Genomic DNA, 24,780 nt, shown 5'->3' on the forward strand with positions numbered 1-24,780 from the left:
AAACTAAATACCACATTTCACCAGATTATTTGTAAAAAATAAGAAAGAGTCTGGAGGGACCCAGACTCTTTTGCACTCTTCTACTTTCTTTCTTTTAACTCTGCCAATATTTGCGGGTATTGTTTATCCAGTTTATACATCCACATTAATACGGTCTGCAATAATGCTAAAACAAAAGGAATGTAAATATTGAGTGCCAAAATCATGGTTGTGGCAGTGGACGATTGTTCAGTGACCCCTCCTACATAACCTCCAAAAGCTAATAACCATCCAATTAGTGCACCGCCAAGTCCTGCACCAACTTTCATCCCAAAACTTGCTGCACTATTCACTAACCCTTCCGTTCTTATACCAAATTTCCACTCTCCATATTCGGCTGTATCATTAATCATCGCATATAAAAACATAATGATTGGGACCAATCCAAATCCTTGTATCGCCGTCCCTGTTAGGAAGACGGTAAGATTTGATGGGTCAATCAATTTAATGATCGGTCCAAAAATACCTATGATTGAAACGGTTAGGGCAATATTACGTTTCCCAAACTTGCCGACTAATTTTGCCATAAAGAAAAAACCGATAATCGTTGGAAGAAATAAAAGTAACCCTACGAGAGAAAAGTAAGCTGCATTACCAAGTATGTAAGTAGTATAGTAAAGACCAGCTCCTGCTAGAAGCGCATTAAGGGTATAGGCTACCACGCAGTATAAGGTAATAATTAACCAATACCTGTTTGTAAATAAGGCTTTTAGTCCTTTCTTCAAAGGAATATCCTTTCTAACTGTTACAGAAGAAGCCCCTACTCTTTCTTTTGTTGACCGAAAAGCTAAAATACTTGTCAAAATGATCATAAATCCACTAAAAGCAGCAACGACCGTCCAGCCCATTTTTCCACCAATGGCACTTGCTACCGGCTGAGCTAATATGGTGATCGCAAGTGTACTTAACATCGTGAAGACACCCGTGTAAATATTCAAAACCGATCTTTTATAAGGCTCTTGGGTCATTAACCCTAGTAAAGTTTTATAAGGAATAGAAATAGCTGTATACACCAAAATAAGGGCGATATAAGTGACATAGGCATAAATGATCTTTCCTGTTTCTCCTATTTCAGGTACAGCAAAGAGTAAAACGGTTGTAACACCAAGAGGGATTCCCATCCACAAAATCCATGGGCGGGCTTTTCCATGTTTTGACTTAGTTCTATCAACTAACGTTCCCATTCCTATATCTGTTACACCATCAAATAGTCGAGCAACCAGCATGAGTGTTCCAACCACTCCAGCTGATATGCCAGCAACATCCGTGTAATAGAATGTGAGAAAGGTTCCCACTAAGGTCCAAACTAGAATTACACCAAAGAATCCCATTCCGTAGTTCAACATTTCCTTATGACTCGGAGCATCGACATGTATAGATTTTGTATGGACGCTCTGTTGCTTCTCTGCTAGCATGATCTCTCCTCCTTAATATGTAAGCGTTAACAATTTACTAAAAATAAAATCCTCCTTTTAACGAACCTTCAGTTACATACCAACCGGTTAGTACTATAACCATAGTATAAATTAATTTTAGATAATTGTATATATTCTAAAAATTAAATAAGACTTTCTTCCCTCACTAAATCCTCAAATTATGTTTATAGATGTAGAATCCTCGTTAATCAAACGTTTGATTGAATTTAACAATATTCCTTTTACACCAACCTATGCCCCCATATTTCATTTGAAAAATCTGTCGATAGAGTCTATCTCCCCTTCAATTTAAAGAAGTGAGGGCATGGACCCGGTATAACTATAAAAGTAGACTCATATATTTGAATGGTTTGAAATCTAACAAAGGAGTGAAGTCATCATGAATCAAGTGTCACCGTCTTTTGTGAGTCAAATTGATCCGTACGTGTATCAAACGCTACAAGGGGTTACTGGCGGTATGGTGGTTGTACAAACAACAAAAGGATCTGTTACTGGAATGCTTAAGACCGTTATGCCCGACCATATTGTCGTTGAATCAGGTGGGTCTCCTTTCTTTATTCGCACAGCACAAATTGTTTGGGTAATTCCAAGAGGATAAGGAGGCCACTTCATGTTTAAGCGAGAGAATAAGATGTTAATTGAACTCCCCATTCCTGAACACGGATGTCCAAATGCAGCTGCTGCTGTCCAAGAGCTGCTAGGTGGTAAGTTCGGAGAAATGTCTACGTTAAATAACTATATGTATCAATCTTTTAATTTTCGGCAAAAGGATAAACTAAAGCCCTTTTATGATCTTGTAGCAAGTATTACAGCAGAGGAATTTGGTCATGTGGAGTTAGTTAGTAATACCATTAATCTACTATCGAGAGGCAACACTTTTTATACCGGAGATCCAGATGTTACCCCATTACGTGAAGGGAAAGATAGTCGGAACACCTATCACTTTATTGCCACTGCTCAAACGGCATTAGCTGGGGATTCGATGGGTCGCCCTTGGACAGGAGATAATGTTTTTAGTAGTGGAAATCTCGTATTAGATTTACTTCATAACTTCTTCTTAGAAGTTGGCGCTCGCACACACAAGATGAGAGTTTACGAGATGACAGAACATGAGACTGCTCGCGAAATGATTGGATACTTATTAGTTCGTGGTGGCACGCATGTGGTAGCCTATGCGAAAGCGCTAGAAATCGCTACAGGTGTTGATGTGAAGAAAATGGTTCCAATTCCAAATCTATCGAACACCAAATTTGATCATGCGAAAAAATTTGAAGAGCAAGGTGTCGGAAATATTCTCTACACTTGGAATGATGTCGGGGATTATGAAGATATTCGAAAAATTTGGAAAGGAACACATCCCGAGAGTGGCAGCCAACTAGTTGTAAAAACGGGCGCACCAAAAGGAGCACCAATCCCTAACCTCGACGATCTTCCTGAAGAATTTGCTCCTGGTATTGACCGTGACGATTATGCGAGAATTGCAAAGCGCCTAATGGAAAATCTATAAAATTTCCCTATTCTTACTTCTGGCCAGTTACGGATTATGATACTGGCCTTTACTTTTTCTCCCGTTAGAGGTCAAATGGTCAGATCGCTAAGTTACGCTTTTCTATTGTTCTAGTCAAAATAGTATCTTTCCCATACCTTTAAAATTTGATAGAATATTTAGAAAGACGAAATAAATCTGAAGGTTTACTATTGGGAGGAGAAACGATGAGTTTAGAACAATTTTTACAAGAACAAAATGAGGTTTTAAAAGAGTTACATGTTAATCGAGCGGAGTCATCTTGGATGGCTTCAACTACAGGTGAGGATGAGTGGAACAAAAAAACAGCTCAGGCTCAAACAGAAGTAAATCTTTATTTTTCTAATAAAGAACGCTTCGAACAGGTTAAGAGTTATCTTGAACAAGAAATTAAAAATCCATTACATAAACGTCAGCTTGAGTCACTCTATAACAACATGCTTAAGAATCAGTTACCAGAAGCTGACTTAAAAGAGATGGTTGAACTATCTACAAGTCTAGTAAGTGTGTTCAATACATTCCGCGCTACTCTTGATGGAGAGCAGGTTTCTGAAAATGATATTCGCCAAATTCTTGTTAAAAGCAATGATCGCGAGTTAAGAGAACGAGCATGGCATTCTAGCAAACAAATTGGTAAAGAAGTAGAAGAAAAACTCCTTACTCTAGTTCGCAAACGTAATGAAACTGCTCGTCAGCTAGGCTATGAAGACTATCATCAAATGAGTTTCGAAACGCAAGAACTAGATAGAGAGTATGTGTTTAATACGTTTAAAGAACTAAAAGAACTTTCTGATGAGCCTTTCCGTCAATTGAAACTAGAAATGGATCAGGAATTAGCAGAACGCTTTGGAATTAAAGTTGAGGATCTACGTCCATGGCATTATGCAGATCCATTTTTCCAAGAAGCTCCTCCATCAAAGGATTTGGACTTAGATCCCTTTTATGAAGGAAAGAATCTTGAGGAACTAACGGTAGCAACCTTTAAGAGTCACGGTATGGATATTACGGACATGCTTGCAAAGAGCGACCTATATCCTCGCCCTAAGAAAAATCAGCATGCTTTCTGTACAGACATCAACCGTGAAGGAGATGTTCGTGTTCTATGTAATAATGTAGAGTCTGACTACTGGTCGGCAACGATGCTTCATGAATATGGTCATGCAGTGTATTTTAAGTATATTGACCGTGAATTGCCGTTTATTTTAAGAGGTCCAGCACATACTTTAACAACCGAAGCTATCGCTATGCTTTATGGTCGTTTCGCGAAAAATCCAGCTTGGTTACAGCAATACTTAGGCTTAGAAGAGAGCCAAGTTGAAGCTTTAACACCGCTTATTAATCAATCATTAAGAAAACAAATGTTAATAGCTGGTCGCTGGATCATGACTTTCTCTTTCTTTGAGCGTGAGCTATATAGAAATCCAGATCAAGATTTAAATACTTTATGGTGGAAGATTGTGAAGGATGTACAATTTGTTAATCCTCCAGAAAATCAAGATTATCCACACTGGGCTGCGAAAATTCACTTTACGCTAGTTCCTGTGTATTATCAAAACTACCTATTAGGGGAGTTAACAACTTCTCAACTACAAAGATATATTGAAAAAAATATTTCTGAAGATTTATTTACAGAAAAAGTTGGAGAATTCCTTGTAAATGATTTCTTCAAACCGGGTGCAAAAGACAATTGGAATACAAAAATTGAGAAAGCTACTGGTGAGAAGTTGAATCCGAAGCATTTTGTTGATCAGTTTGTGAGTGTTAACTAAACAATATGACTGAAGCGATCCTTAATGGGTCGTTTTTTTTATTGAACTCTATAAAATATAATTCCCCTTCATTGTTAGGGTTAGTCATAACGTAGTGACTTCTTACGTTAAAACTAATTACCGTAGTCAATTACCCGATGTGACTATTTAAGACTATGATTAGGTTAAGAGAAATGACCTAATCAAAATTTAAGGAGAGACAAAATGATGAAGTCTTCACCAGTTTTAGGGAAGGATCGTATTGTTACGATAGATATTATTAGAGGTTTTGCTTTATTTGGGATTTTCCTTGTAAATATGCCCGCTTTTCATTCGGCGAATTTTATGGTGCAAATGTATAGTTTTGAGCATGAACTTACAGGATCAGATTATTGGCTAGATTTACTGTTCACACTTTTTGTGGATATGAAATTTTTTACCATCTTCTCATTTTTATTTGGCTTAGGTTTCTATATTTTCATGAGTCGAGCTGAACAAAAAGGATTGAAGATCAATCGTCTTTTTTCGAGAAGACTTGTAGGATTACTGCTTATTGGTACCTTACACTTTGTTCTGCTTTGGTTTGGAGATATTTTACACACCTATGCACTCACTGGGTTCCTTTTACTTCTTTTTTACAAGAGAAAGGTTAAAACGATGGTCATCTGGGGTACAATCTTACTTGTTTTAACGAATGTATTACTAATGGGAATGCCCCTTTTAATGCCTGAAGAAACGCTAATAGAAATGAAAGAGAGTCAAAATGCATCTTACGAAGAAAAGATTGATGAGTATGTCGATGTCTATGAAACTGCTGGCTATGTTAAGTGGGTATCTTACCGCTTCACAACAGAGATTATACCGATAATGAAAGGTACAATTCCATCTATGTTACCTGTATTGGCGATGTTTTTGTTCGGCCTAGCAGCTGGAAAGGCTGGTATTTTCAAACCTAATACTAAGCACCTTGATTTTATTCAAAAAGTTCGAACGGTTTCCATGATCGTTAGTATTCCTCTTGTAGTAACGCTAGCATTATTTAAGCTTGAAGTGGTTGATATCGGTATAAAAAGCAATACGTTTGTTCAATTATTCACTAGTCTAAGTGGGTTGACGCTATGTTTCTTTTACATCTCTGCTCTTACGCTATTGTTAAGAAAAGCAAAATGGCAGAAAATGCTCCGTCCACTAGGTTTTGTTGGTCAAATGGCATTAACAAACTACTTATCTCAAACCATTATATGTATGGCTATCTTTGTAGGACTGAGACAATTTGGAGAGGTTAGTTTAACGACTGGTACAGTCATTTGCTTGTTAATTTTCGCTTCACAGATCCTATTTAGTTACTTCTGGTTAAAAAACTTTCAATTTGGACCGTTTGAATGGCTTTGGAGAACTTTCACTTACGGGAAGATACAGTCCATTAAAAAACAGCAATCTACTAAAACATTGAAGCATAAAGAGGCATTATAAAAATTGATCAGCCTCGCTTATTATTGCTAGTATATCTAACTACCCTTCATGGGTTTTATCGTATAATAGTTTCAACAAGTAAAAAAGAAGATAGAAAGTTTGAGGAAACAAGATGAAATTATCAAATCCTTTCTCGACGGAAAGAATGAACTTCCGCTTACTAACAATGGATGATTTAGAAGTGGTTTATAGACAATTTTCAGATCCAGACATGTGTAAGTATTTTAGTGAGCCACCAGTGGATTTAAAGGAAGCAAAAGAAATCATTGAACATTACAAAGATCCTGAAGGTAAAGGATTTTTACGCTATGGGATGTTTGATAAATCGACAAATGCATTTATCGGAACGGTAGGATATCACTATTGGGATCCCAATCGTAAACAAGTAGAAATCGGCTATGATATTTGGAAGGATTATTGGAGACAGGGGTATATTTCTGAGGCATTGCCTCCCCTTATTAAGATTTGCTTCAATTATCTAGATGTTGATTTTGTATATATCCTTACTCATCCAGAAAACCATGCGTCTATTAAAAGTGTTACTAAACTAGGTTTCATTGAATGCCCCCCTCTCCGTGAAATTGATGTAGAGCCTCAAATTTGCTTAAAATTACCGAGAATAGAGTGGAATAACCGCTTATCCTTCTAACAGGATGGAGCGGTTTTTTTAATTCCCCCCTCCCTTCCACTTAAAATTCGCTTGTTCAAACTTTCGACACATTTATCACACATTTTTTTAACAAAAATTCAAATAAAGCCTTTACATGAGAATGATATTCAATTACAATGACAATGAAAATCGTTATCAATAACACATTCGAGGAGTGAGCACATGAAAAAGGCAAAACTACTTTTAACTTCTTTTCTTGCATTCGTACTAGTGCTAGGTTTATTAGCAGGATGCTCTAGCTCAGAAGAGACAGCAAAGAAAGAAGAAAAAGCACCTGAAACAGAAACAAAAGCAACTGAAGAGAAAAAAGAAGATCCTGGCGTAGTTAACTTATATACAGCGCGTCACTATGATACTGATGATGCCATTTATGCTGCATTTACTGAAAAAACTGGTATTAAAGTAAACGTTATTAAAGGTGAAGGCGACGAGTTAATGGAGCGTCTTAAGCGTGAGGGAGAATTAACTGAAGGTGATGTATTTATCACTGCAGATGCTGGGAACCTACATAGAGCAAAAGAAAATGGATTACTTCAACCAATCGTAAGCGATACAGTTAACAGCAATATTCCTGAAACCCTTCGTGACTCTGAAAATAATTGGGTAGCTTTAACAAAGCGTGCACGTGTAATTGTATATGCTAAAGACCGTGTTAAACCAGAAGATCTTTCAACATATGAAGCTTTAACAGAAGCACAATGGAAAGGCAAAGTCCTAATTCGTTCTTCTGAAAATATTTATAACCAATCTTTATTAGCTTCTTTCATCGAATTAAATGGTGAAGATAAAGCGAAAGAATGGGCTACTGGAATCGTAGCTAACATGGCTAGAGAACCTAAAGGTGGAGACACAGATCAAATCAAAGCGGTTGTTGCCGGTGAAGGTGACGTAGCCATTTCAAACACTTACTATGTTGGTAGATTAATAAACTCAACAAACGAAGAAGATGTTAAAGTGGCTGAACAAGTTGGCGTATTTTTCCCTAACCAAGACACAACTGGTACACATGTTAACATTAGTGGTGCTGGACTACTTAAACATGCTAAAAACAATGAAAATGCAATTAAATTTATTGAATTCATGACAAGTGCAGAAGCACAAGGGCAATTTGCAGAAGGAAACAATGAATACCCTGCTAACCCTGCAGTTGAAGCTTCTGAAACATTAAAATCTTGGGGCGAATTCAAAGCTCAAGAAATTAACATGACAATTCTTGGCGAAAAGAATGCTGATGCAGTTAAAATTTTCAACGAAGCTGGATGGAAATAAAATAAACTAGAATAATAGTGCCGTATCATGAATGTTCATGGTACGGCCATTATTCGTTATATCTACCTACTAGAATAAATACTCTATATAATGATACGATTATCAGGAATTGTTTACATAAGGAACGTATACCCTACTATGTTCTTGTTAAAAGTAAGAAGGATGTGCTTAACTTGAAGCTACTTATACGGAATTTAAAAGTACATTATAATAATTGGGCAGGCTTAAGCCTATTTTTTATCGGAATCATACTCCTCCCCACACTCTTCATTGGGGTTAAATTTTTCGCGAAGCCTAATGATAATTGGTATCATATTCAAGAATTTCTTTTAACCCAATATATTCAAAATACCCTAATTCTTATATTCTTTACTGGTCTATTTACTGTGCTCATTGGCGTAAGCTTAGCATGGATTGTTACCGCCTATGACTTCCCACTGAGAAAGTTCTTTAAATGGGGGTTAATTTTACCTTTAGCCATTCCTCCTTATATTGGTGCATACACATATAATGGAATGCTCAATTATACAGGGATCATTCAATCAACATTGAGAAACTCTTTCGGATTAAAATTAGATCAAAAATACTTTGATATTATGACTATGCAGGGCACCATTTTTATTTTTACTGCTTTTCTATTCCCTTATGTTTACATCATTACAAAGGCATTTCTAGAAAATCAATCATCTGCCCTCATAGAAAACGCAAGACTCCTAGGAAGCAGTTCCTTCGGCGTATTTTTTCGTATTGTACTGCCTCTATCAAGAACAGCTATTATTGGTGGAGTTAGCTTAGTTATATTAGAAGTTTTAAATGATTACGGGGTTGTAAAATTCTTCGGAATTCAAACCTTTAGTACCGCTATTTTTCAAGCTTGGTTTGGAATGGGAGATCTAGATTCAGCTATTAAACTAGCTGGAGTGCTAATGACCATTGTTGTCATCATCTTAGTTTTTGAAAAAATATTAAGAGGAAGAAGAAATTACAACTACTCGACTACAAAAGTTCGTCCTATTCAGCCAAGTACATTGCCGAAATGGAAAAGCTGGATTCTATTTGGCTACACAACAGGAATCTTTTTGCTGGCATTTTTAATTCCATTACTCCAGCTTATATATTGGCTATTTATGACATATGAACGAATATTTAGTCCTGAATTTTTAAAATTAGTTTGGAACTCACTATCTGTTGCACTTATCTCTTCATCTATTATTATCTTAATTGCATTAATTATTGCCAATTACAGCAGACTCTCTCACGGAATGCTAGCCAAATTTATAACGAAGATTATCGTTCTTGGATACTCCATTCCAGGAGCCATTATTGCGATTGGAGTGTTAACTGTCTTTATCGCTTTAGATAAAGAAATATTTGGCTTATATGAAATGATGGGCTTACAACCTACAGTAGTACTAAGTATGAGCATTGTGATGCTTCTGTTTGCATATATCATTAGATTTTTAGCAATTGGTTATAACTCCATTGAGGCAGGATTTGATAAAGTAGGTACTTCATTTACCGAGGCGTCAAGGATGTTAGGAAATAATATTACGCAATCTTTCTTTAAGGTTGATATTAAGATGATCAAAGGAGCAGTCTTTGGTGGATTTATCCTTGTTTTTATTGATATTTTAAAAGAATTACCTTTAACTCTGCTTTTACAGCCATTTAATTTTTACACCTTGGCCACAAAAGCATTCCAATATGCCAGTGACGAAATGATCCAAGAAGCAGCTTTAGCTTCTCTTCTTATTATTTTATTAAGTAGTGCTTCCATTGTGGTTTTCCATTATATCTTTGAAAAGGAGTCGAAATAATGTTTATTCAGTTGGAGAATATTAACTTTAAATATCGAAATTCAAAACAATTAACGCTCCAAGACGTTAGTTTCTCTATAAATAAAGGTGAACTAGTTTCCATCCTTGGAAAAAGTGGTAGTGGGAAAAGCACCATTTTACGTATCATTGCCGGACTTGAAGTCCCCAATAGAGGGGCGCTTGTCATTGGAGATCGAACCATGGTGAGTGATACACACTTCATTCAGCCGGAAAAACGAGGAGTAGGGTTAGTTTTTCAAGATTATGCCTTATTTCCACATTTAACTGTTGCGGATAATATTAAATTCGGTTTAAGGAAAATGAGTCGAAAAGATAAACTTTTACGTCTTGAAGAGGTTTTGCATCTAGTAGGACTATCTGGTTTTGAAAAAAGATATCCATTTGAACTAAGTGGTGGTCAACAGCAGCGTGTCGCGCTTGCAAGAACACTTGCCCCTAATCCATCATTAATTATGTTTGATGAACCTTTCAGCAATCTTGATGCTGATTTACAAATACAAATTCGAGAAGATTTAAGGGCAATTATAAAAAAAGCAAATATCACAAGCATTTTTGTTACACATGATCAATCTGATGCAGCAGCACTTGCGGACCGAATTATCGTTATGGAAGAAGGAAAGTTAATTAAAATTGGAACACCTAGAGACATTTTATCCACTCACCCAAAGAGTGTAAACATATAACCGAGTGCATACCAAGCACACTAAATGAACCACTTATCCTATTTTGGGGTAAGTGGTTTTTTATTATTTTGAACGATAAATTACCTACCATACGAAAGACACCCAGAAAGACTGAGTGCATAATCTATAGGCATAAGATTCTAAACACTATGGAGGTTCATAATGATAAATTTTAAATCATTTACTGGAGTAGTAACGATGATTAGTGATTTTCCAATAGGGCAAAATGGTGAATCAGAGGGTTGTTATAAGTTAATTTCTGTAGAAGATGGTTCTGGAGCAACCGTAAACTTTGTTGTCTCTCCCACTACCTACGTTGTGGACCATGTTACGTTAGTTAGAGGTGACAGAGTAACTGGTTACTATGATGCAAATGCACCTGTACCTTTTATCTATCCACCACAATACCGCGCGCTTGTCATGGTAAAAGAAAATCCACAGCAAAATGTAAAGGTTGATTATTTTAACTCTCAGTTAGTGAGCAGTGACGGATCATTAAGATTAAATCTTTCTAACTATACTCAAATCTTGTTAACAAATGGGCAAACCTTTTCTAGAACTCCTGCAAACCGAAATCTTATTGTAATCTACGGCCCCTCCACAAAAAGCATTCCAGCTCAAACTACGCCATATAAAATCATTGTATTATGCTAAACTGTAGACACAAAGAAAACCAAGAGATTCCACCTGGTTTTCTTTGTGTCTTCAATATTAAGACTCTACTAAACGAAAATAATTTCCTCCGTTGCTCTATACTCCCTAGGTGAGAGCCCAACATACTTTTTAAAAGTACCACTGAAATAATTTGGTGTATTAAAGCCGAGTTCTTCCGCTATCCATTCTATTGTATGATCCGTATGACGTAATAACCACACTGCACGCTGCATCCGCACAAAGGTAACATATTCAACAAAGTTTCGTCCCGTCTCCTGTTTAAAGATTTTACTAAAATAAGGAACACTAAGGTTTATTTGTTCAGCTACCCTCTTAATGGATAAATCTTCTGTACAATATCGAGCAATATATTCAGTACATTTCTGAATCTGACGATCATCTGTAATCTCTTCATAGTAGCGTAGCTGTATTCTATTATAAGGCGAAGTGCGCCTAGCCTTACAAGCTTCCCGATAAGAATGATGCAGAAGCAGAGGTTCACGATATATGGATCCTACTCCTATATATAAATAGATTCCAAACTCATTTTCTAATGCTTTAATTGTATCTAGAATCCTCTCCTCCCCCTCTTTCCAATCTTGAAGGGAAACATGCTCTGAAGGAACTTGAATTAGCATTAACAGGTGTTTTCGGTATGATAGAAAGGATATTCGATAACCTTGGAAACGTTTCTTGAAAAACTCTTGAATCACGGCAGGTGCATTCCATCCTTCCTGCTCTCTTCTTTCTGAGCCTTGGACAAATCCTTGAATGAAGCATACTACGTTTGGCACTGCCTCTCCCGGTAAGAAAAAACGAGATTGGATTAGCTCTTCTTCCGTAGTTACCTCCCCTGCCATTAGTCTTCTTAAGAAAGCCTCTTGATAAGGTAATGTGTTAGACTCTCTATTCTGTTCCTGTTGAATCTGATGAAAGAGTTCATCATAATCACTAAATCTGGAATTTACACTATCTAGTTCACCAATAGCACGCTTTAGTGTACGAAGAAAGGTATGTTTTTTCACAGACTTTACTAATAGATAATTTAATTTAAACTCAATAGCCAACGGAGAAGTATTTAATAGGGACGGATCTAATAGGGGAATAATCCTACTTTCTTTATTCTTTTTTCGAAATCTATGTATTTTTACCCAGTCAATCCATTTAGTAACTTCTATAACCACGATGTTTATATCATCGTACTCATGCGTATCTTCAACTAGAGTACAGCTGTCCCTAAATTCCTTAATAATCCAGTCTGACAGCATTTTATGCTCCAATTTATCTTCTACTATAAGACTAATGGAATACATATGACTCTCCTTCCTGTCTCTCATGAGGTGTTATTGCTAAGCTATCCTTATACAGATTATAGAATAAAAATTAGATAATATTAAATATTTGTATTTTTCTGATATTTTATTGTAAGGTATTCGCTCTTCCTTTACAGTAAAATCAGTTTAACAATATTTAGGCAATATAAGGAGGGAAAATAGTATCTGCACAAGCCTAAAAGATATTAAGGGGGTATTTATATGGCTGGAGAGTACAGTGAATACGATTATGTTGAGGCCGGTACGATAGACGTTAAAGATCTTGAGCCTCTCGATCCAGAAACGAAAAGAATTATGAAAGGCGAATTTAGTACTGGTCTTAAATTAACGGTCTTCTATTATATCTTTATTCTTTCTATTCCAATCTTAAACTGGTTTGCAGGTGAATTCATGTTCTCTCGGATGTGGGGAGGCATGACCTATAGTTGGTTTTTAACTAGTATAGTAGCAATGGCAATGGCATTTATCATTGCTTATATTCATACTACACTTTATGAAAAGCGCTTACAAAATAACCAGGGTGATTCTTCTCAATCTAAAACTGCTGACGAAAGGAGAGTCATGTAATGAGCGTCATTTTTGAGCCAAAATTTCTTTTAACACTTATCCTCATGGGGACAATTGTTTATATCACTTATTTAACTAAAAGAAATACAACTGCCTCTGATTATTTCGTTGGTGGCCGTAGCTTCGGTTGGTTTACAAACGGGTCAGCTATCGGCGGTGACTATCTAAGTGCAGCTACGTTTCTAGGTATTGCAGGTCTTACCTATCAGCTTGGCTACGATGGTGCTTACTATGCTTTCTGTTTCTCAATTGGGTTAACTTTACTAGCTATTTTCGTTGCAGGACCGCTTCGTCGATTCGGAGCTTATACGGTAGCGGATTTCTTAGCTTATCGTTTTCATAGTAAACGTGCTCGTGTTGCGGCAGTAGCAGTTGTTCTTGCCATCTCGGGCTTCTATGCAGCCCCTCAATTACTTGGTGCTGCTCAAATTCTAAGTATGTTTTTCGGTACAAGTTATGAATTTGGAATTATTTTTACATGTTCCGTTATGATTTTCTACGTGGGTGTCGGTGGAATGAAGGGCACGACTCTCAACCAGGCTCTTGAACTATGGATTCGTTTAGGTGCTTTCCTTCTAATGGTGGGTGCAGCTATCTATGGTGGGCTTCACTATCAGGAAATTTTAGCGGCTATCAATGAATTTAAAGGTGAAATTACTGGTACTTCTGAATTCACTGCTGACGGAAAAGATATCCCATTTGATGGTTCCGTTTGGACGGGGACAGGTAACTACTTCCCTTCTTTCTGGCAAACAATCTCAATGACCATTGGACTTTCACTAGGAACGATCGGGCTTCCTCACATTCTACTTCGTTTCTATACGAATCCAAGTGCCAAAGCAGCTCGTAAATCTGCACTTATGGCAATCGGAATTGCAAGCGTTTTCTTCTTATTCGCTGTGTATCTTGGAGTTGTAGGACGTTCTATTTTCTTAAGTGGTGATGCAGATCCAGCTGTTATGAAAGATCTAATCGCTGGCGGTAATAACATGGTGGTACCATCTACAGCTCAGGCGCTTGGTGGAGAATGGTTGCTCGGGCTTGTTATTGCAGGTGCATTTGCTGCCGTTTTCTCGAATCTATCGGGTCTATTTATTGCTAGCTCAGGGGCTCTAGCACATGACTTATATGCATCTTTCTTCCGTAAAAACATTACACAGAAAGAACGTGTAATTGCTGGTAAAGTTTCTATTATCATCCTTGGTGTTTTATACGGGGCTCTTGGTCTTATGGTTAAAGAAGCGTCCATCGGTCACCTAGTTGCACTAGCATTTACCGTTGCCGCTAGTACCTTTACACCGGTCTTTATCCTAGGAATTTGGTGGAGAGGAATGACGGAAAAAGGAGCTATTGCGGGTCTTGTAATCGGTCTACTAGCTTCTATGTATATGATTTTCTTTAAAACGACTCTTCCGGAATTCCTACAGTTTAATGTTCCTGGATTAATCACAGTACCAATTGGATTCCTATCTGTTTACATTGTTTCAAAACTAGATCGTAAAGTACCTTCTGACGTAAATGAGTTTATGAAGAAAGTTCACTCAAAGGAATCGGAAGCGGCTTAATAGTTTTGATGAGGGTGCCCCCAAGTACCATTTGGTGGCCCCTTTTTATTTTGTTTTATTATGAAAGACATTTCGATTAGAACTTCTATGGGTTTTGTCTTTCATCCGGTTTATGAAAGACATTTCAGCTAGTACTTCTATGGGTTTTGTCTTTCATCCGCCCTTATGAAGATCATTTCCATTGGACCTATCACAGATTTGTCCTTCACCAGTCATAGCCATGTACAAGTTTAATCAACGTGAAAAAGGCGTGAATTCTAAATTGAATTCACGCCTTTCCTACATTAAGGATGCCACTAATTACGGCATATAAATTGGTGATGCTGGACCGATATCTAATCCTGTGAACATCCAGATAATTAGCATTAATACCCAACCAATTGTTAGTGCGATAGAGTACGGAAGCATAGTCGCAATTAACGTACCAATACCCACATTTTTATCATACTTTTGTGCAAACGCAATAACGATCGCAAAGTACGGCATTAATGGTGAAATAACATTTGTTGTTGAGTCTGCAATACGGTATACAAGCTGAGTGAACTCTGGAGTATATCCCATTTGCATCATAATTGGAACAAATACTGGTGCCATAATCGCCCACTTTGCTGAAGCACTACCAATAAATAAGTTAATAAACCCTGAAATCACGATAAAAGTAAGAATTAACGGTATTCCAGTGAAACCAGTGCTATCTAGTAATTCAGCACCGTTTACGGCTAACACTAACCCTAAGTTTGATTCTTTAAAGTAAGCAACAAACTGAGCTGCAACGAAAGCTAGTACAATGTATGATCCCATTGTCGCCATTGTTTCAGAAAGTTGGTTTGCTACATCTTTGTCAGACTTAATTGATTTTGTAATTCTACCGTATACAAAACCTGGTACGAAGAAAAGAATTAAAATTACAGGAACAAGTGAATGGAAGAATGGAGCATTTATAATGTTCTCTTCTCCCCCACGTAGTGGTCCCCACTCAGGAACAACTAGAAGAGCAATCCCAATACTGGTGATGATTACGGAGATTAACGCACCCCATAATCCTTTTTTCTCAACTGCTGATAAATAGCTTACTTCTTCTTTCACTTCACCTTTAAAAGTACCTAAACGTGGTTCAACAATTTTATCAGTAACGAATGTACCAATGATAGTGATTAAGAACACAGATGCAATCATGAAATAATAGTTCATTGCATAGTTGATGCCTTCTGCATATGCAGGATCAAAGATTGCTGCAGCATCCTTTGTTAAACCACCAAGTAGTGGATCTAAAGATGTTAATAAAAGGTTCGCACTAAATCCACCTGATACCCCTGCGAACGCAGCAGCCAAACCAGCTAATGGATGTCTTCCTAAACCAGCAAATAATACTGCACCTAATGGTGTTAGTACAACATAACCAGCATCTGCTGCCATACTTGACATTACGCCACCGAATACTAATGCAGCCGTTAACAATTGTTTCGGAACGGATGTTACTAGGCCGCGTAATGCAGTACTAATTAAACCTGAGCGCTCAGCGATTCCAATCCCTAGCATTGTTACTAGAACTGTACCTAACGGCGCGAAACCTGTAAAGTTCGTAACAGCACTATCAAATAAATAGGCAATTCCCTCTGAGCTTAGAAGATTTTTTACCGTTAAAAATTCTCCCTCATTCATTGGATCTGCTACTTTTACTCCTAGGCTAGAAAATAAAGCTGATAGTAAAACAACAAGAACAGAAAAAATAGCAAATAGCGTCACCGGATGAGGAAGTTTATTCCCTACCCGTTCAATCCCATCTAAAGCACGAAGGATCAAACCTTTCTTCTTTGGTGTTTCCAAGTTAGTTACCTCCCCTATGATTAAAACAAAAATTCTGATAATTGTTACATAAAGACAGTTTCTATTATAGAGGTGGTTTTACAGAATAGAAAGGTATATTAAAATATCCGAAATAGTAAAATTCTTAGTAAAATTTAAACTATTTCTTATTTAGATTATCGAAATTTCATTGAAGTGACGCATTTTATTAAAAAGTGTCCAGTCCCTTAAGGAACCAGACACTAATATTCTAATATAATTTTATCACTTAACAGATAACCTTTTCCAAGACTATAGTTAGTAAAGAAATTTTAAAAACCTCGGCTAATCTCTCTTTTCAACAAAGAACATGGAGATTGCGCCTAAGCCAACATGGGTACCAACTGAAACTCCCATTTGCATGATATGGATTTTTCCAGAGAAATCAGTCTCTAACTCAATTTTGGTCCTAAGATTTTCTGCTACTTTTATATCTGATGTATATCCGATTATAATAAATTCCGTTAGCTCTTTGTCATTTCTTTTTACAAACTCTTCCACATAATGTTTAAGTACTCTTTTAGTACCTCTTTCTTTCCCAACTATTGCCCCCTTGCCATCCTTCATAGACATAATTGGTTTTACCTTCAAGATCTTACCTATAAAAGCACTTGTATTTGAGATTCTTCCACTCTTGATTAAATGGTCTAAATCGTCAACAGAAAGAAAATGCTTTATGTTTATTTTATACTTCTCATTGAATTCAACAATCTCTTCAAATGAAGCTCCACGCTCTCTCATCAAAGCACTTTTTAAAATTAACCAACCGCTACCATGACTCATACACTTTGAGTCAACGATGTGGATTTTTACCGTTGAATTTGGGTTTTCCTCGTAAAAATAGTCCTTGGCTAACACAGCTGATTGATGTGATCCACTAGTTCCACTAGACATACAAATACACAAGATTTCATTGTGTCCACTCTTAATAGCACTATTAATAATATCTAAGAATTCCATTGGACTCGGCATACCTGTTGTTGGATACTCGGGTAATGCCTCCATAATTCCATAGTAATAATCAGGTTCAATATCTACTCGATCTCGATAAATTTTCCCACCTATATTTATTGTAAGTGGCGCTAGGCTAATGTCATATAATTCAAGTATTTCATTTGATAAATCACATGTTGAATCCGCCATGATTTTAATCATCTATATCCTCCAAAAGTAAGTATACTTTAGCTTAACCCAACCCTAATGCATTTGATATACATTTATTATGAACGAATTGTCTATCTTTAATGATTAACAAGGAGTTCTTTGCATTGTTTAGCATTAGTTGCCCTTCTCCCCTACACAATCAATATCCACGTCGATACTCCTATTCAAATATGAACATTCTGTGACAACCACAAAAATAACACTAACTATTAGGAGTAGGTGTTAATTTTCTCACGCCCTTTTGGAAAACCTCTAGCTATAATGATTTTAGCAATATCAATATCATTTAACGAAATGGGGTTTAAATTTGAATTTTCCACAATTAAAAATTGGTCACATGATGCCAAAGGTTCCAATTATGCAAGGTGGCATGGGGGTTGGGATTTCATTAAGCCGACTAGCCTCAGCGGTTGCAAATGCTGGAGGAATCGGAATCATATCAGGAACTGGGATTTCTGTAGAGGATATGAGAGCACATATAAGAAAAGCGAAGGATTCGATTAATGAATCTGGATACATTGGAGTTAATGTCCTTTTTGCCATGAATGACTTTGCTGAAAAAATGAAAGCAGCTATTGAGGAAAAGGTTGATTTTATCATATCAGGTGCTGGAATTTCGAGAGATATGTATGCTTGGGGAAGAGAAGCTGGCATTCCTGTCATCTCGATTGTATCCACAGCCAAGCTTGCCAAACTGTCTGAACGACTTGGTGCTTCTGCTGTTGTTGTCGAAGGTCATGAAGCTGGGGGACACCTTGGTACCGATCGACCTTTATTTGATATACTGCCTGAAGTGATTGAGGCTGTTAAGATCCCTGTCATTGCAGCTGGGGGTATCATGACTGGAAAAGACCTCCGACGTGCCTTAAGTTTGGGAGCTGCTGGTGTACAAATGGGAACTAGGTTCGTTGCAAGTGAGGAGTGTGATGCGCCGTTATCATTTAAAGAAAAGTATGTATCCGCTCGTCAAGAGGATACTATCTTAGTCAAAACAACGGTGGGTCTACAAGGTCGCGCGATTAAGAACAAATTTACTGACCTAATCTCCGATGATGGAAAAGTCAAAATCAAAAAGTGTATTGATTGTTTAAAGAATTGTTCTTATCGTTTTTGTACGATGGATTCCTTGGTAACATCGATGAATGGGGATTGTGAGAATGGTCTTGTTTTTTCCGGCGCAAGAGTACATGAGATTAAAGAAATCCTACCGGTTAAAACCATCATCAACAATATTATGAGAGAGTACGAGGACTGTATTTAAATTAGAATAGGTACCTGATTTCTGAACATATCTTAAATCAGATCAGGTACCAATTATTTTTAACATACATGTTAATTTTGCTCTAAAGCCTACATTAATCTCTAACCAAAGATCCTAAGTGATTGTATTATAAAGCAATTCTATATTCCCTTAACCAGATTTTTTCCCTAAGTAAGCCTCCATAATTCTAGGGTCAACTAAAAGATCCTGCGACTTCCCTTCGGCGATAATTTTTCCTGTCTCGAGTACATACCCATAGTCTGAAATGCGGAGAGCCTGTCTAGCATTCTGCTCTACAAGCAGGACTGTTGTTCCTGCTTGGTTTATTTCCTTTATAATCTTAAAAATATCTGCAACAACCAGTGGCGCGAGCCCCATCGAGGGTTCATCAAGTAATAGTAGCTTTGGCTTACTTAAGATTGCCCTAGCAATAGCTAGCATTTGCTGCTGACCACCAGACAATGTTCCCCCAAGCTGTTTTTGTCTTTCTTCAAGAATGGGGAACCGCTTCATTACATTCTTTATATCTTGTTCAATCTCGTTATCCTTGCGATGATATGCGCCCATTTCAAGATTTTCTAGAACGGTCATCCCTGCTAAGATTTGGCGTCCTTCCGGGACTAGAGCGATTCCTTTTCTCAGAAGCTGGTCTGGTCGAAGTCCTGTTACTCCCTCTCCTCGAAATTCAATGCTTCCCTGCTGCGTTTTTAGAAGGCCTAAAATTGTCTTCATGGTCGTCGTTTTTCCAGCACCGTTCGCTCCAAGAATTGTAACAATACTTCCCTCCTCGACCTCAAGGCTGATGTCTTTCAGCACCTGAATTTTTCCATAGAATGCTGAAATGCCATTTACTTTAAGCATATAACTCATCCTCCTCACTGCCGAGATAGGCTTCAATCACATCGGGATTGTTTTGAATGTCTTCTGGTGTTCCTTCTGCAATTTTTTTACCAAAGTTAAGGACTGCAATTCGGTCGCATATTTTCATAACAAGAGGCATATCATGCTCAATCAACAGCACCGTAATCCCTTGCTCCTGAATTTTTTTTATCAGCTGAAATAAATCGCTCGTTTCAGTTTCATTCATTCCGGCTGCTGGTTCATCAAGGAGCAATAGCTCTGGACTGCTTGCTAAGGCTCTTGCGATTTCAAGCCTCCTTTGCTGCCCGTAAGCTAAACTGTCAGATGTAACATCTCCATAGCCCGCCAAACCAACAAACTCGAGTAATTCATTCGCTTTTTTTCTGATTCTCTCCTCTTCCTGCTGTTGTTTTTTTGTTCGAAAGACACTGCTAAACACACCAGCTTTGGAACGGCAATGTTCCCCCACCATCACATTTTCCTCTGCCGTCATTTGAGGGAATAAACGGATATTCTGAAACGTTCGGCATATTCCTTTTTGGGTGATTAAATGCGGCTTAAGGCCATTAATGTTTTCTCCGTTAAATACAATTTCTCCCGAAGTCGGCTTAAACATAGAGGTCATCAAGTTGAACATGGTTGTTTTCCCGGCACCATTTGGCCCAATAAGTCCAAAAATTTCTCCCTTATTTACAGAAAAAGAAACATCAGACAAAGCGCTTAATCCACCAAAGTTTTTAGAGGCTTTTTTGATTTGAAGTACCATGCTTTTGTCTCCTTTTCCTTGTTTTCTGTTTAATCCAGTTCAGGATATTAACGTCAATTAATCCCTGAGGTCGTACTGCCATCATAATGATAATGATTAAACCATAAATCATATAGCGATATTCACTAATAAAGCGAAGCACTTCTGGCATTACCGTTAAAAATAAAGCTCCAAATACCGGCCCCCAAATAACTTCGCTTCCGCCAAAGACAGCAAAAATTAATATTTCAACTGCACGGTGATAAGCAAAGTCCGCGGGACTTATATACGCCAATACATGCGCATACAAAGTACCAGCAAAACCGGAAACTAACGCACTCTGTCCAAAAGCCAACACCTTGTAGTACGTAATGTTAATCCCCATGGATTCTGCTGCTTTTTCATCAAGTTTAATGGCAGCAAATGCACGTCCAACACGAGAGCGATTTTGCCTTCTAAAGAACATGATAATTCCGATTGTTATCAATAATAAGAGCAGAAAAATAGTCAAAAATATAAACTGATTGTTTTGAAGACCAATCACTTGTGGATCAAAACCAAAGCCTTTTAGCGTTTTAAGGATCTCCCTACCAAGATGCGGGATGCCGGATAGGCCGACTGCCCCCTTGGTTAACGATTCCCAATTAATAAAGATTACTCGAATGACTTCTCCAAACCCTAGTGTTACAATCGCAAGATATACACCCTGTAGTCTTAAAGTTGGAACACCAATGATAATCCCACATAATCCAGCCATAAGCGTTCCCGCCAGAATACCTACAATAATCGGCAGATCAAAATTCAACGTTAAGAGGGCGGAAGTATAGGCACCAATTCCCATGAACCCTGCGTTGGCGAGGGAAAGCTGTCCTGTTGCCAAGGTTATATAAATGCTTACCCCCAATATAATGTTGATTAGAACAAAGGAAGCAACCTGTAAGTAATATGGATTGATTAATTCTGCAAACATGGTTTCACCTTCTTACGCTGATATTTTTTTGCCGAACAAGCCCTGAGGCCGGATAAGTAGAATAACAATAATTGCTGCAAAGGCAATAGCATCCCTATATCCCGAGTCCCCATATACCACTATGAAGGTTTCAGCTAATCCAAGGATAAGCCCACCTGCCATGGCACCCTTGACATTGCCCATACCTCCTAAAATAATAATAGCTAGTCCTTTTAATCCGATTGACAAACCCATCTGTGGAGTTACTGAGTTAAATGCCATTCCGACTAGGATCCCAGCAATCCCCCCCATTGCAGATGCAATGATTACAGTCATCGTTATCGTTCTTTTGACATCTACCCCAAGAATACTAGCTGTTTCTAGGTTCTCTGCAGTTGCACGTAAAGCCTTTCCTGCCTTTGTCTTCCCAAGCCAGAAAGACAGAGCGTACATCAGAAGAACGGAAATGACAAAAATAACAATCTGAACTAGATAAACAGTAATGGAACCAACTTGAAAGCTGATTTCAGCAAATGAAGTTCGGAATGGATGATTCCCTGCGCCAAAGAGATGATGGGATAAATTTTCAAGCAATATAGAGACGCCTATTGTACTAATTAAAGGTGCTAAATGGGATACACCTTGCTTATTACGGAGCGGTCTTAAAGCAAAACGTTCAAGCATGTACCCCATTATGGCCGTAACTAAAACAGCAGCGAGAAACGCAAGCCAGAGCGGTCCCTGTAGGGTAGTTGTTACGATTACACCAATAAAAGCTCCAAACATAAAGATTTCTCCATGTGCCATGTTAATGATGCCGAGCACTCCGAAGACTAATGTAAATCCTAGGGCAACAATGGCATAAATACTCCCCAAAGTTAAACCATTTATTAATTGTTCGATTAACATGGTTATCCACCTTCTAACTTTTAATATGAAAGGAAATTATGCAAACCAATTTAAAAGGAAAGCTCAGGCACTAAATATGCGCCGGAGCTTCTAGTAATTTATTAGTAAAATAATTTTTTTCTACTCAAGTACTTTAAATGCTCCATCTTTAATCACTAACACGGTCGGATCCATGACAACATCCCCTTCTTCATCAAAAGAGAAATTACCAAGAATACCATTGAATCCTGAAATCCCTGCTAATGCGTCACGTAATGCATCACGGTCAGCTTCACCAGCATTCTTTAATGCTTCAGCCATAATGTAAAGAGCATCATAGGCTTGTGCTGCGAATTGATCTGGTTTTTTACCATACTTTTCTTCAAATTTACTTACAAAGTCCTGAACCTTTTGATCGTCTTTCTCCCCATACCATGGAGTTGCAACAATTAGACCATCAGCAGCATCACCTGCAATCTTTATAACTTCAGGTGAATTGAAGCCATTTCCACCTACAAAAGGAACATCAATGCCCATTTTGCGGGCTTGGTCCATAATAACGGCTCCTTCATTATATAGAGCTGAAGCTAAAATTAGATCTGGGTTTAGGCCTTTAATCTTTGTTAATTGGGCATTGTAATCCGATTGCCCTTTTTGGAACGTTTCAATCGTTAATATTTCAAGTCCCTTCTCTTCAGCCACCTTCTTCATCGTGTCGAAGCCGGACTTCGTGAATACATCATCATTCCCATAAAGAATAGCAACTTTTTTAGCATCAAATTTTTCAATTGCTTTATCTATAGCAGCCGGAATTGCTAAAGCTTCAGGAAGAGAGTTTCTGAATACATAATCTCCTATCTGAGGAATACCTTCTGCGGTAGTTGATGTTCCCATAATCGGCACCCCGTTAAGATCAGCTTCAGGTCCAACTACATTCATTTCTGTGCTTAAGGTAGGTCCGATAATGGCTGTTACGTTTTCAGAGTTCATCAGCTTTTGCGCTGCCGTTAATGCCTGGTCCTGCTTACCTGCAGAATCTTCAATAACTAGGTTCAGCTCTACCTCCCCTTTGTTATTAATCTCTTCTAATGCTAGCTTTAACCCGTTAGTGATGGCTTCCCCGTAAGCTGCTCCAGGACCACTTATATAAGAAATGACTCCTATATCAGCCTTTATTACTCCCGTGCTCTTCTGTTCATCATCACCTGCTGCTTGATTGCCTCCGCATGCTGAAAGGACAAGCAAACTAGTTAATGCAGTAAATTTGGCAAATCTCTTAAACTGCTTTTTCATATCTTAACCTCCCTATTTTCAGAAATATAGCAATATTCAAAACTATATAACTATTAAAATACAAATGCTCACCAATGTAAATAAAAATATGTTAATTATTCTTACAATATGCTTGCATTATTAATAAATAGATTTAGTTAATTAAAAAAAGAGAGTAAACCAGGGGTAGTTACCCCCAAAAGTTAGTTTTTCACTCTAACTTTTGGGGGGCGGAACCGGTGGTTACTCTCTGTTTTAGTGGTTTTATTTTTACCTATTATACAAGTTCACAGACTTTTAGGTACTTTTTACTAATAAATGAATCCTCCCAATCCACAGCCGAATGTTTAGGATTTCTTCATCAATAATCCTTCACTGGATAAGAAATTATTCTACTATCTTTATCCACAGTCGTGTACATGGACCTTCCTATATAAAGGGGAATGGATAGCTTTTCAAAATTAGGCAAGCCGCTTTCTAAGAACTTCTCCTCATCACGGTAAAATTGTACGATATTCCCTACAAACCAATCATGGTCTCCATATGTATTACGATCCATAACCTCACACTCATAAGCTACGTAGGCAGCCTGTAAGATAGGTGATCCTGTAGCCTCTCCCCTTTCAAATTTCATGTCTCCTATTTCAAACTTATTTACATCCGAACCTGAAAACACTCCAGCTTGTTGAATAAAATCTGCTTTTTCAAAAGGAAGAAAGTTAATCGCAAATTTCCCTGCTTCCTTCATTAATCCGTAAGTATAACGTTCACGGCCAATTGCTACACCATAAATAGGTGGCTCGTAGGAAATGTAAGAATGCCAGCCAGCCGCCATAATATTGTCTTCCCCTTTATGGGAAACCGTAACTAGCGCAACCATCCCAGGATAACTGTGCATGACGGTTTTATCGATAGCTTCTATCATTTAAACTCCTCCTCATGTTGTATTATCTATATTTTATAATGTTATGATCTACAAATAATAGGAATATGT

General features: G+C 37.7%; 22 protein-coding genes. 12 read left to right on the plus strand and 10 right to left on the minus strand.

The genetic code is table 11. From position 1 onward, the window contains the following. Positions 1 to 80: 80 nt before the first annotated feature. On the minus strand, positions 81 to 1,454 hold the full coding sequence (locus ACFYKX_RS08650) for an MFS transporter (RefSeq protein WP_389360102.1): 1,374 nt from the start codon (positions 1,452 to 1,454) through the stop codon (positions 81 to 83). Positions 1,455 to 1,854: 400 nt separating this feature from the next. On the opposite strand from ACFYKX_RS08650, the gene ACFYKX_RS08655 reads away from it, so the two are divergent. The 9 genes from ACFYKX_RS08655 to ACFYKX_RS08695 all read left to right on the plus strand — a co-directional run bounded on the left by ACFYKX_RS08655 (position 1,855) and on the right by ACFYKX_RS08695 (position 11,335). Further along, positions 1,855 to 2,073 carry a YuzF family protein gene (locus ACFYKX_RS08655; RefSeq protein ID WP_389360104.1) on the plus strand — a complete coding sequence of 73 codons (219 nt, stop codon included), beginning with the start codon at positions 1,855 to 1,857 and terminating at the stop codon, positions 2,071 to 2,073. Between the two features lie 12 nt (positions 2,074 to 2,085). Then, the gene (locus tag ACFYKX_RS08660) at positions 2,086 to 2,982 is read left to right on the plus strand and encodes a manganese catalase family protein (RefSeq protein WP_389360106.1); all 897 of its coding nucleotides are present in this window, start codon (positions 2,086 to 2,088) and stop codon (positions 2,980 to 2,982) included. A gap of 206 nt (positions 2,983 to 3,188) precedes the next feature. Continuing rightward, positions 3,189 to 4,769 carry a M2 family metallopeptidase gene (locus ACFYKX_RS08665; RefSeq protein ID WP_389360108.1) on the plus strand — a complete coding sequence of 527 codons (1,581 nt, stop codon included), beginning with the start codon at positions 3,189 to 3,191 and terminating at the stop codon, positions 4,767 to 4,769. 204 nt (positions 4,770 to 4,973) lie between these two features. Continuing rightward, complete coding sequence (locus tag ACFYKX_RS08670) at positions 4,974 to 6,221, plus strand: DUF418 domain-containing protein (RefSeq protein WP_389360109.1); 1,248 nt, start codon at positions 4,974 to 4,976, stop codon at positions 6,219 to 6,221. 112 nt (positions 6,222 to 6,333) lie between these two features. Continuing rightward, the gene (locus ACFYKX_RS08675) at positions 6,334 to 6,870 is read left to right on the plus strand and encodes a GNAT family N-acetyltransferase (protein ID WP_389360111.1); all 537 of its coding nucleotides are present in this window, start codon (positions 6,334 to 6,336) and stop codon (positions 6,868 to 6,870) included. Positions 6,871 to 7,053: 183 nt separating this feature from the next. Continuing rightward, the gene (locus ACFYKX_RS08680) at positions 7,054 to 8,160 is read left to right on the plus strand and encodes a Fe(3+) ABC transporter substrate-binding protein (RefSeq protein WP_389360113.1); all 1,107 of its coding nucleotides are present in this window, start codon (positions 7,054 to 7,056) and stop codon (positions 8,158 to 8,160) included. A 173-nt stretch (positions 8,161 to 8,333) separates the two neighbouring features. Further along, positions 8,334 to 9,977 carry an ABC transporter permease gene (locus tag ACFYKX_RS08685; RefSeq protein ID WP_389360115.1) on the plus strand — a complete coding sequence of 548 codons (1,644 nt, stop codon included), beginning with the start codon at positions 8,334 to 8,336 and terminating at the stop codon, positions 9,975 to 9,977. After that, positions 9,977 to 10,681, plus strand: a complete 705-nt coding sequence (locus ACFYKX_RS08690) for an ABC transporter ATP-binding protein (RefSeq protein ID WP_389360117.1) — start codon at positions 9,977 to 9,979, stop codon at positions 10,679 to 10,681. Before ACFYKX_RS08685 ends, ACFYKX_RS08690 begins: the two co-directional genes overlap by 1 nt. A 162-nt stretch (positions 10,682 to 10,843) precedes the next feature. Then, positions 10,844 to 11,335: a hypothetical protein gene (locus ACFYKX_RS08695; RefSeq protein ID WP_389360119.1), complete on the plus strand. Its 492-nt coding sequence runs from the start codon at positions 10,844 to 10,846 to the stop codon at positions 11,333 to 11,335. 68 nt (positions 11,336 to 11,403) lie between these two features. On the opposite strand, the gene ACFYKX_RS08700 is transcribed toward ACFYKX_RS08695, so the two are convergent. Further along, complete coding sequence (locus ACFYKX_RS08700; RefSeq protein ID WP_389360121.1) at positions 11,404 to 12,648, minus strand: helix-turn-helix domain-containing protein; 1,245 nt, start codon at positions 12,646 to 12,648, stop codon at positions 11,404 to 11,406. A 222-nt stretch (positions 12,649 to 12,870) separates the two neighbouring features. Here ACFYKX_RS08700 and ACFYKX_RS08705 point away from each other — a divergent pair, with 222 nt between their 5' ends. Next, the gene (locus ACFYKX_RS08705; protein ID WP_389360123.1) at positions 12,871 to 13,236 is read left to right on the plus strand and encodes a hypothetical protein; all 366 of its coding nucleotides are present in this window, start codon (positions 12,871 to 12,873) and stop codon (positions 13,234 to 13,236) included. After that, positions 13,236 to 14,801, plus strand: a complete 1,566-nt coding sequence (locus tag ACFYKX_RS08710; RefSeq protein WP_389360125.1) for a sodium/solute symporter — start codon at positions 13,236 to 13,238, stop codon at positions 14,799 to 14,801. Before ACFYKX_RS08705 ends, ACFYKX_RS08710 begins: the two co-directional genes overlap by 1 nt. A 300-nt stretch (positions 14,802 to 15,101) precedes the next feature. Here ACFYKX_RS08710 and ACFYKX_RS08715 read toward each other — a convergent pair whose 3' ends face one another. After that, positions 15,102 to 16,628, minus strand: a complete 1,527-nt coding sequence (locus tag ACFYKX_RS08715) for an AbgT family transporter (protein ID WP_389360127.1) — start codon at positions 16,626 to 16,628, stop codon at positions 15,102 to 15,104. A 303-nt stretch (positions 16,629 to 16,931) separates the two neighbouring features. Continuing rightward, positions 16,932 to 17,801: a DegV family protein gene (locus ACFYKX_RS08720; RefSeq protein WP_389360129.1), complete on the minus strand. Its 870-nt coding sequence runs from the start codon at positions 17,799 to 17,801 to the stop codon at positions 16,932 to 16,934. 346 nt (positions 17,802 to 18,147) lie between these two features. On the opposite strand from ACFYKX_RS08720, the gene ACFYKX_RS08725 reads away from it, so the two are divergent. Beyond that, positions 18,148 to 19,071 (plus strand): NAD(P)H-dependent flavin oxidoreductase, encoded by a 924-nt coding sequence (locus tag ACFYKX_RS08725; protein ID WP_389360534.1) that lies wholly within the window; start codon positions 18,148 to 18,150, stop codon positions 19,069 to 19,071. Between the two features lie 150 nt (positions 19,072 to 19,221). On the opposite strand, the gene ACFYKX_RS08730 is transcribed toward ACFYKX_RS08725, so the two are convergent. From ACFYKX_RS08730 to ACFYKX_RS08755, 6 genes are all read right to left on the minus strand, one after another. Continuing rightward, the gene (locus ACFYKX_RS08730; RefSeq protein ID WP_389360131.1) at positions 19,222 to 19,932 is read right to left on the minus strand and encodes an ABC transporter ATP-binding protein; all 711 of its coding nucleotides are present in this window, start codon (positions 19,930 to 19,932) and stop codon (positions 19,222 to 19,224) included. Then, positions 19,925 to 20,698: an ABC transporter ATP-binding protein gene (locus tag ACFYKX_RS08735; RefSeq protein ID WP_389360133.1), complete on the minus strand. Its 774-nt coding sequence runs from the start codon at positions 20,696 to 20,698 to the stop codon at positions 19,925 to 19,927. Before ACFYKX_RS08735 ends, ACFYKX_RS08730 begins: the two co-directional genes overlap by 8 nt. Then, entirely contained in the window at positions 20,670 to 21,647 is a 978-nt protein-coding gene (locus ACFYKX_RS08740; RefSeq protein ID WP_389360135.1) for a branched-chain amino acid ABC transporter permease, read from the minus strand. The genes ACFYKX_RS08735 and ACFYKX_RS08740 overlap by 29 nt, the downstream gene beginning before the upstream one ends. A 12-nt stretch (positions 21,648 to 21,659) precedes the next feature. Next, positions 21,660 to 22,535: a branched-chain amino acid ABC transporter permease gene (locus ACFYKX_RS08745; RefSeq protein ID WP_389360137.1), complete on the minus strand. Its 876-nt coding sequence runs from the start codon at positions 22,533 to 22,535 to the stop codon at positions 21,660 to 21,662. Between the two features lie 120 nt (positions 22,536 to 22,655). Continuing rightward, positions 22,656 to 23,807, minus strand: a complete 1,152-nt coding sequence (locus tag ACFYKX_RS08750; protein ID WP_389360139.1) for an ABC transporter substrate-binding protein — start codon at positions 23,805 to 23,807, stop codon at positions 22,656 to 22,658. Between the two features lie 340 nt (positions 23,808 to 24,147). Beyond that, positions 24,148 to 24,711: a flavin reductase family protein gene (locus tag ACFYKX_RS08755; protein WP_389360141.1), complete on the minus strand. Its 564-nt coding sequence runs from the start codon at positions 24,709 to 24,711 to the stop codon at positions 24,148 to 24,150. Positions 24,712 to 24,780: the final 69 nt, after the last annotated feature.

Origin of the sequence: Cytobacillus spartinae, assembly GCF_042865285.1 — a bacterium.
GTDB lineage: Bacteria > Bacillota > Bacilli > Bacillales > Cytobacillaceae > Robertmurraya_A > Robertmurraya_A spartinae.

What these genes read in the sequence shown, in the direction of transcription:
- ACFYKX_RS08650 (WP_389360102.1), bottom strand. Translation starts at nt 1,454, where the DNA reads ATGCTAGCAGAGAAGCAACAGAGCGTCCATACAAAATCTATACATGTC.
- ACFYKX_RS08655 (WP_389360104.1), top strand. Translation starts at nt 1,855, where the DNA reads ATGAATCAAGTGTCACCGTCTTTTGTGAGTCAAATTGATCCGTACGTG.
- ACFYKX_RS08660 (WP_389360106.1), top strand. Translation starts at nt 2,086, where the DNA reads ATGTTTAAGCGAGAGAATAAGATGTTAATTGAACTCCCCATTCCTGAA.
- ACFYKX_RS08665 (WP_389360108.1), top strand. Translation starts at nt 3,189, where the DNA reads ATGAGTTTAGAACAATTTTTACAAGAACAAAATGAGGTTTTAAAAGAG.
- ACFYKX_RS08670 (WP_389360109.1), top strand. Translation starts at nt 4,974, where the DNA reads ATGATGAAGTCTTCACCAGTTTTAGGGAAGGATCGTATTGTTACGATA.
- ACFYKX_RS08675 (WP_389360111.1), top strand. Translation starts at nt 6,334, where the DNA reads ATGAAATTATCAAATCCTTTCTCGACGGAAAGAATGAACTTCCGCTTA.
- ACFYKX_RS08680 (WP_389360113.1), top strand. Translation starts at nt 7,054, where the DNA reads ATGAAAAAGGCAAAACTACTTTTAACTTCTTTTCTTGCATTCGTACTA.
- ACFYKX_RS08690 (WP_389360117.1), top strand. Translation starts at nt 9,977, where the DNA reads ATGTTTATTCAGTTGGAGAATATTAACTTTAAATATCGAAATTCAAAA.
- ACFYKX_RS08695 (WP_389360119.1), top strand. Translation starts at nt 10,844, where the DNA reads ATGATAAATTTTAAATCATTTACTGGAGTAGTAACGATGATTAGTGAT.
- ACFYKX_RS08700 (WP_389360121.1), bottom strand. Translation starts at nt 12,648, where the DNA reads ATGTATTCCATTAGTCTTATAGTAGAAGATAAATTGGAGCATAAAATG.
- ACFYKX_RS08705 (WP_389360123.1), top strand. Translation starts at nt 12,871, where the DNA reads ATGGCTGGAGAGTACAGTGAATACGATTATGTTGAGGCCGGTACGATA.
- ACFYKX_RS08710 (WP_389360125.1), top strand. Translation starts at nt 13,236, where the DNA reads ATGAGCGTCATTTTTGAGCCAAAATTTCTTTTAACACTTATCCTCATG.
- ACFYKX_RS08720 (WP_389360129.1), bottom strand. Translation starts at nt 17,801, where the DNA reads ATGATTAAAATCATGGCGGATTCAACATGTGATTTATCAAATGAAATA.
- ACFYKX_RS08725 (WP_389360534.1), top strand. Translation starts at nt 18,148, where the DNA reads ATGATGCCAAAGGTTCCAATTATGCAAGGTGGCATGGGGGTTGGGATT.
- ACFYKX_RS08730 (WP_389360131.1), bottom strand. Translation starts at nt 19,932, where the DNA reads ATGCTTAAAGTAAATGGCATTTCAGCATTCTATGGAAAAATTCAGGTG.
- ACFYKX_RS08735 (WP_389360133.1), bottom strand. Translation starts at nt 20,698, where the DNA reads ATGGTACTTCAAATCAAAAAAGCCTCTAAAAACTTTGGTGGATTAAGC.
- ACFYKX_RS08740 (WP_389360135.1), bottom strand. Translation starts at nt 21,647, where the DNA reads ATGTTTGCAGAATTAATCAATCCATATTACTTACAGGTTGCTTCCTTT.
- ACFYKX_RS08745 (WP_389360137.1), bottom strand. Translation starts at nt 22,535, where the DNA reads ATGTTAATCGAACAATTAATAAATGGTTTAACTTTGGGGAGTATTTAT.
- ACFYKX_RS08750 (WP_389360139.1), bottom strand. Translation starts at nt 23,807, where the DNA reads ATGAAAAAGCAGTTTAAGAGATTTGCCAAATTTACTGCATTAACTAGT.
- ACFYKX_RS08755 (WP_389360141.1), bottom strand. Translation starts at nt 24,711, where the DNA reads ATGATAGAAGCTATCGATAAAACCGTCATGCACAGTTATCCTGGGATG.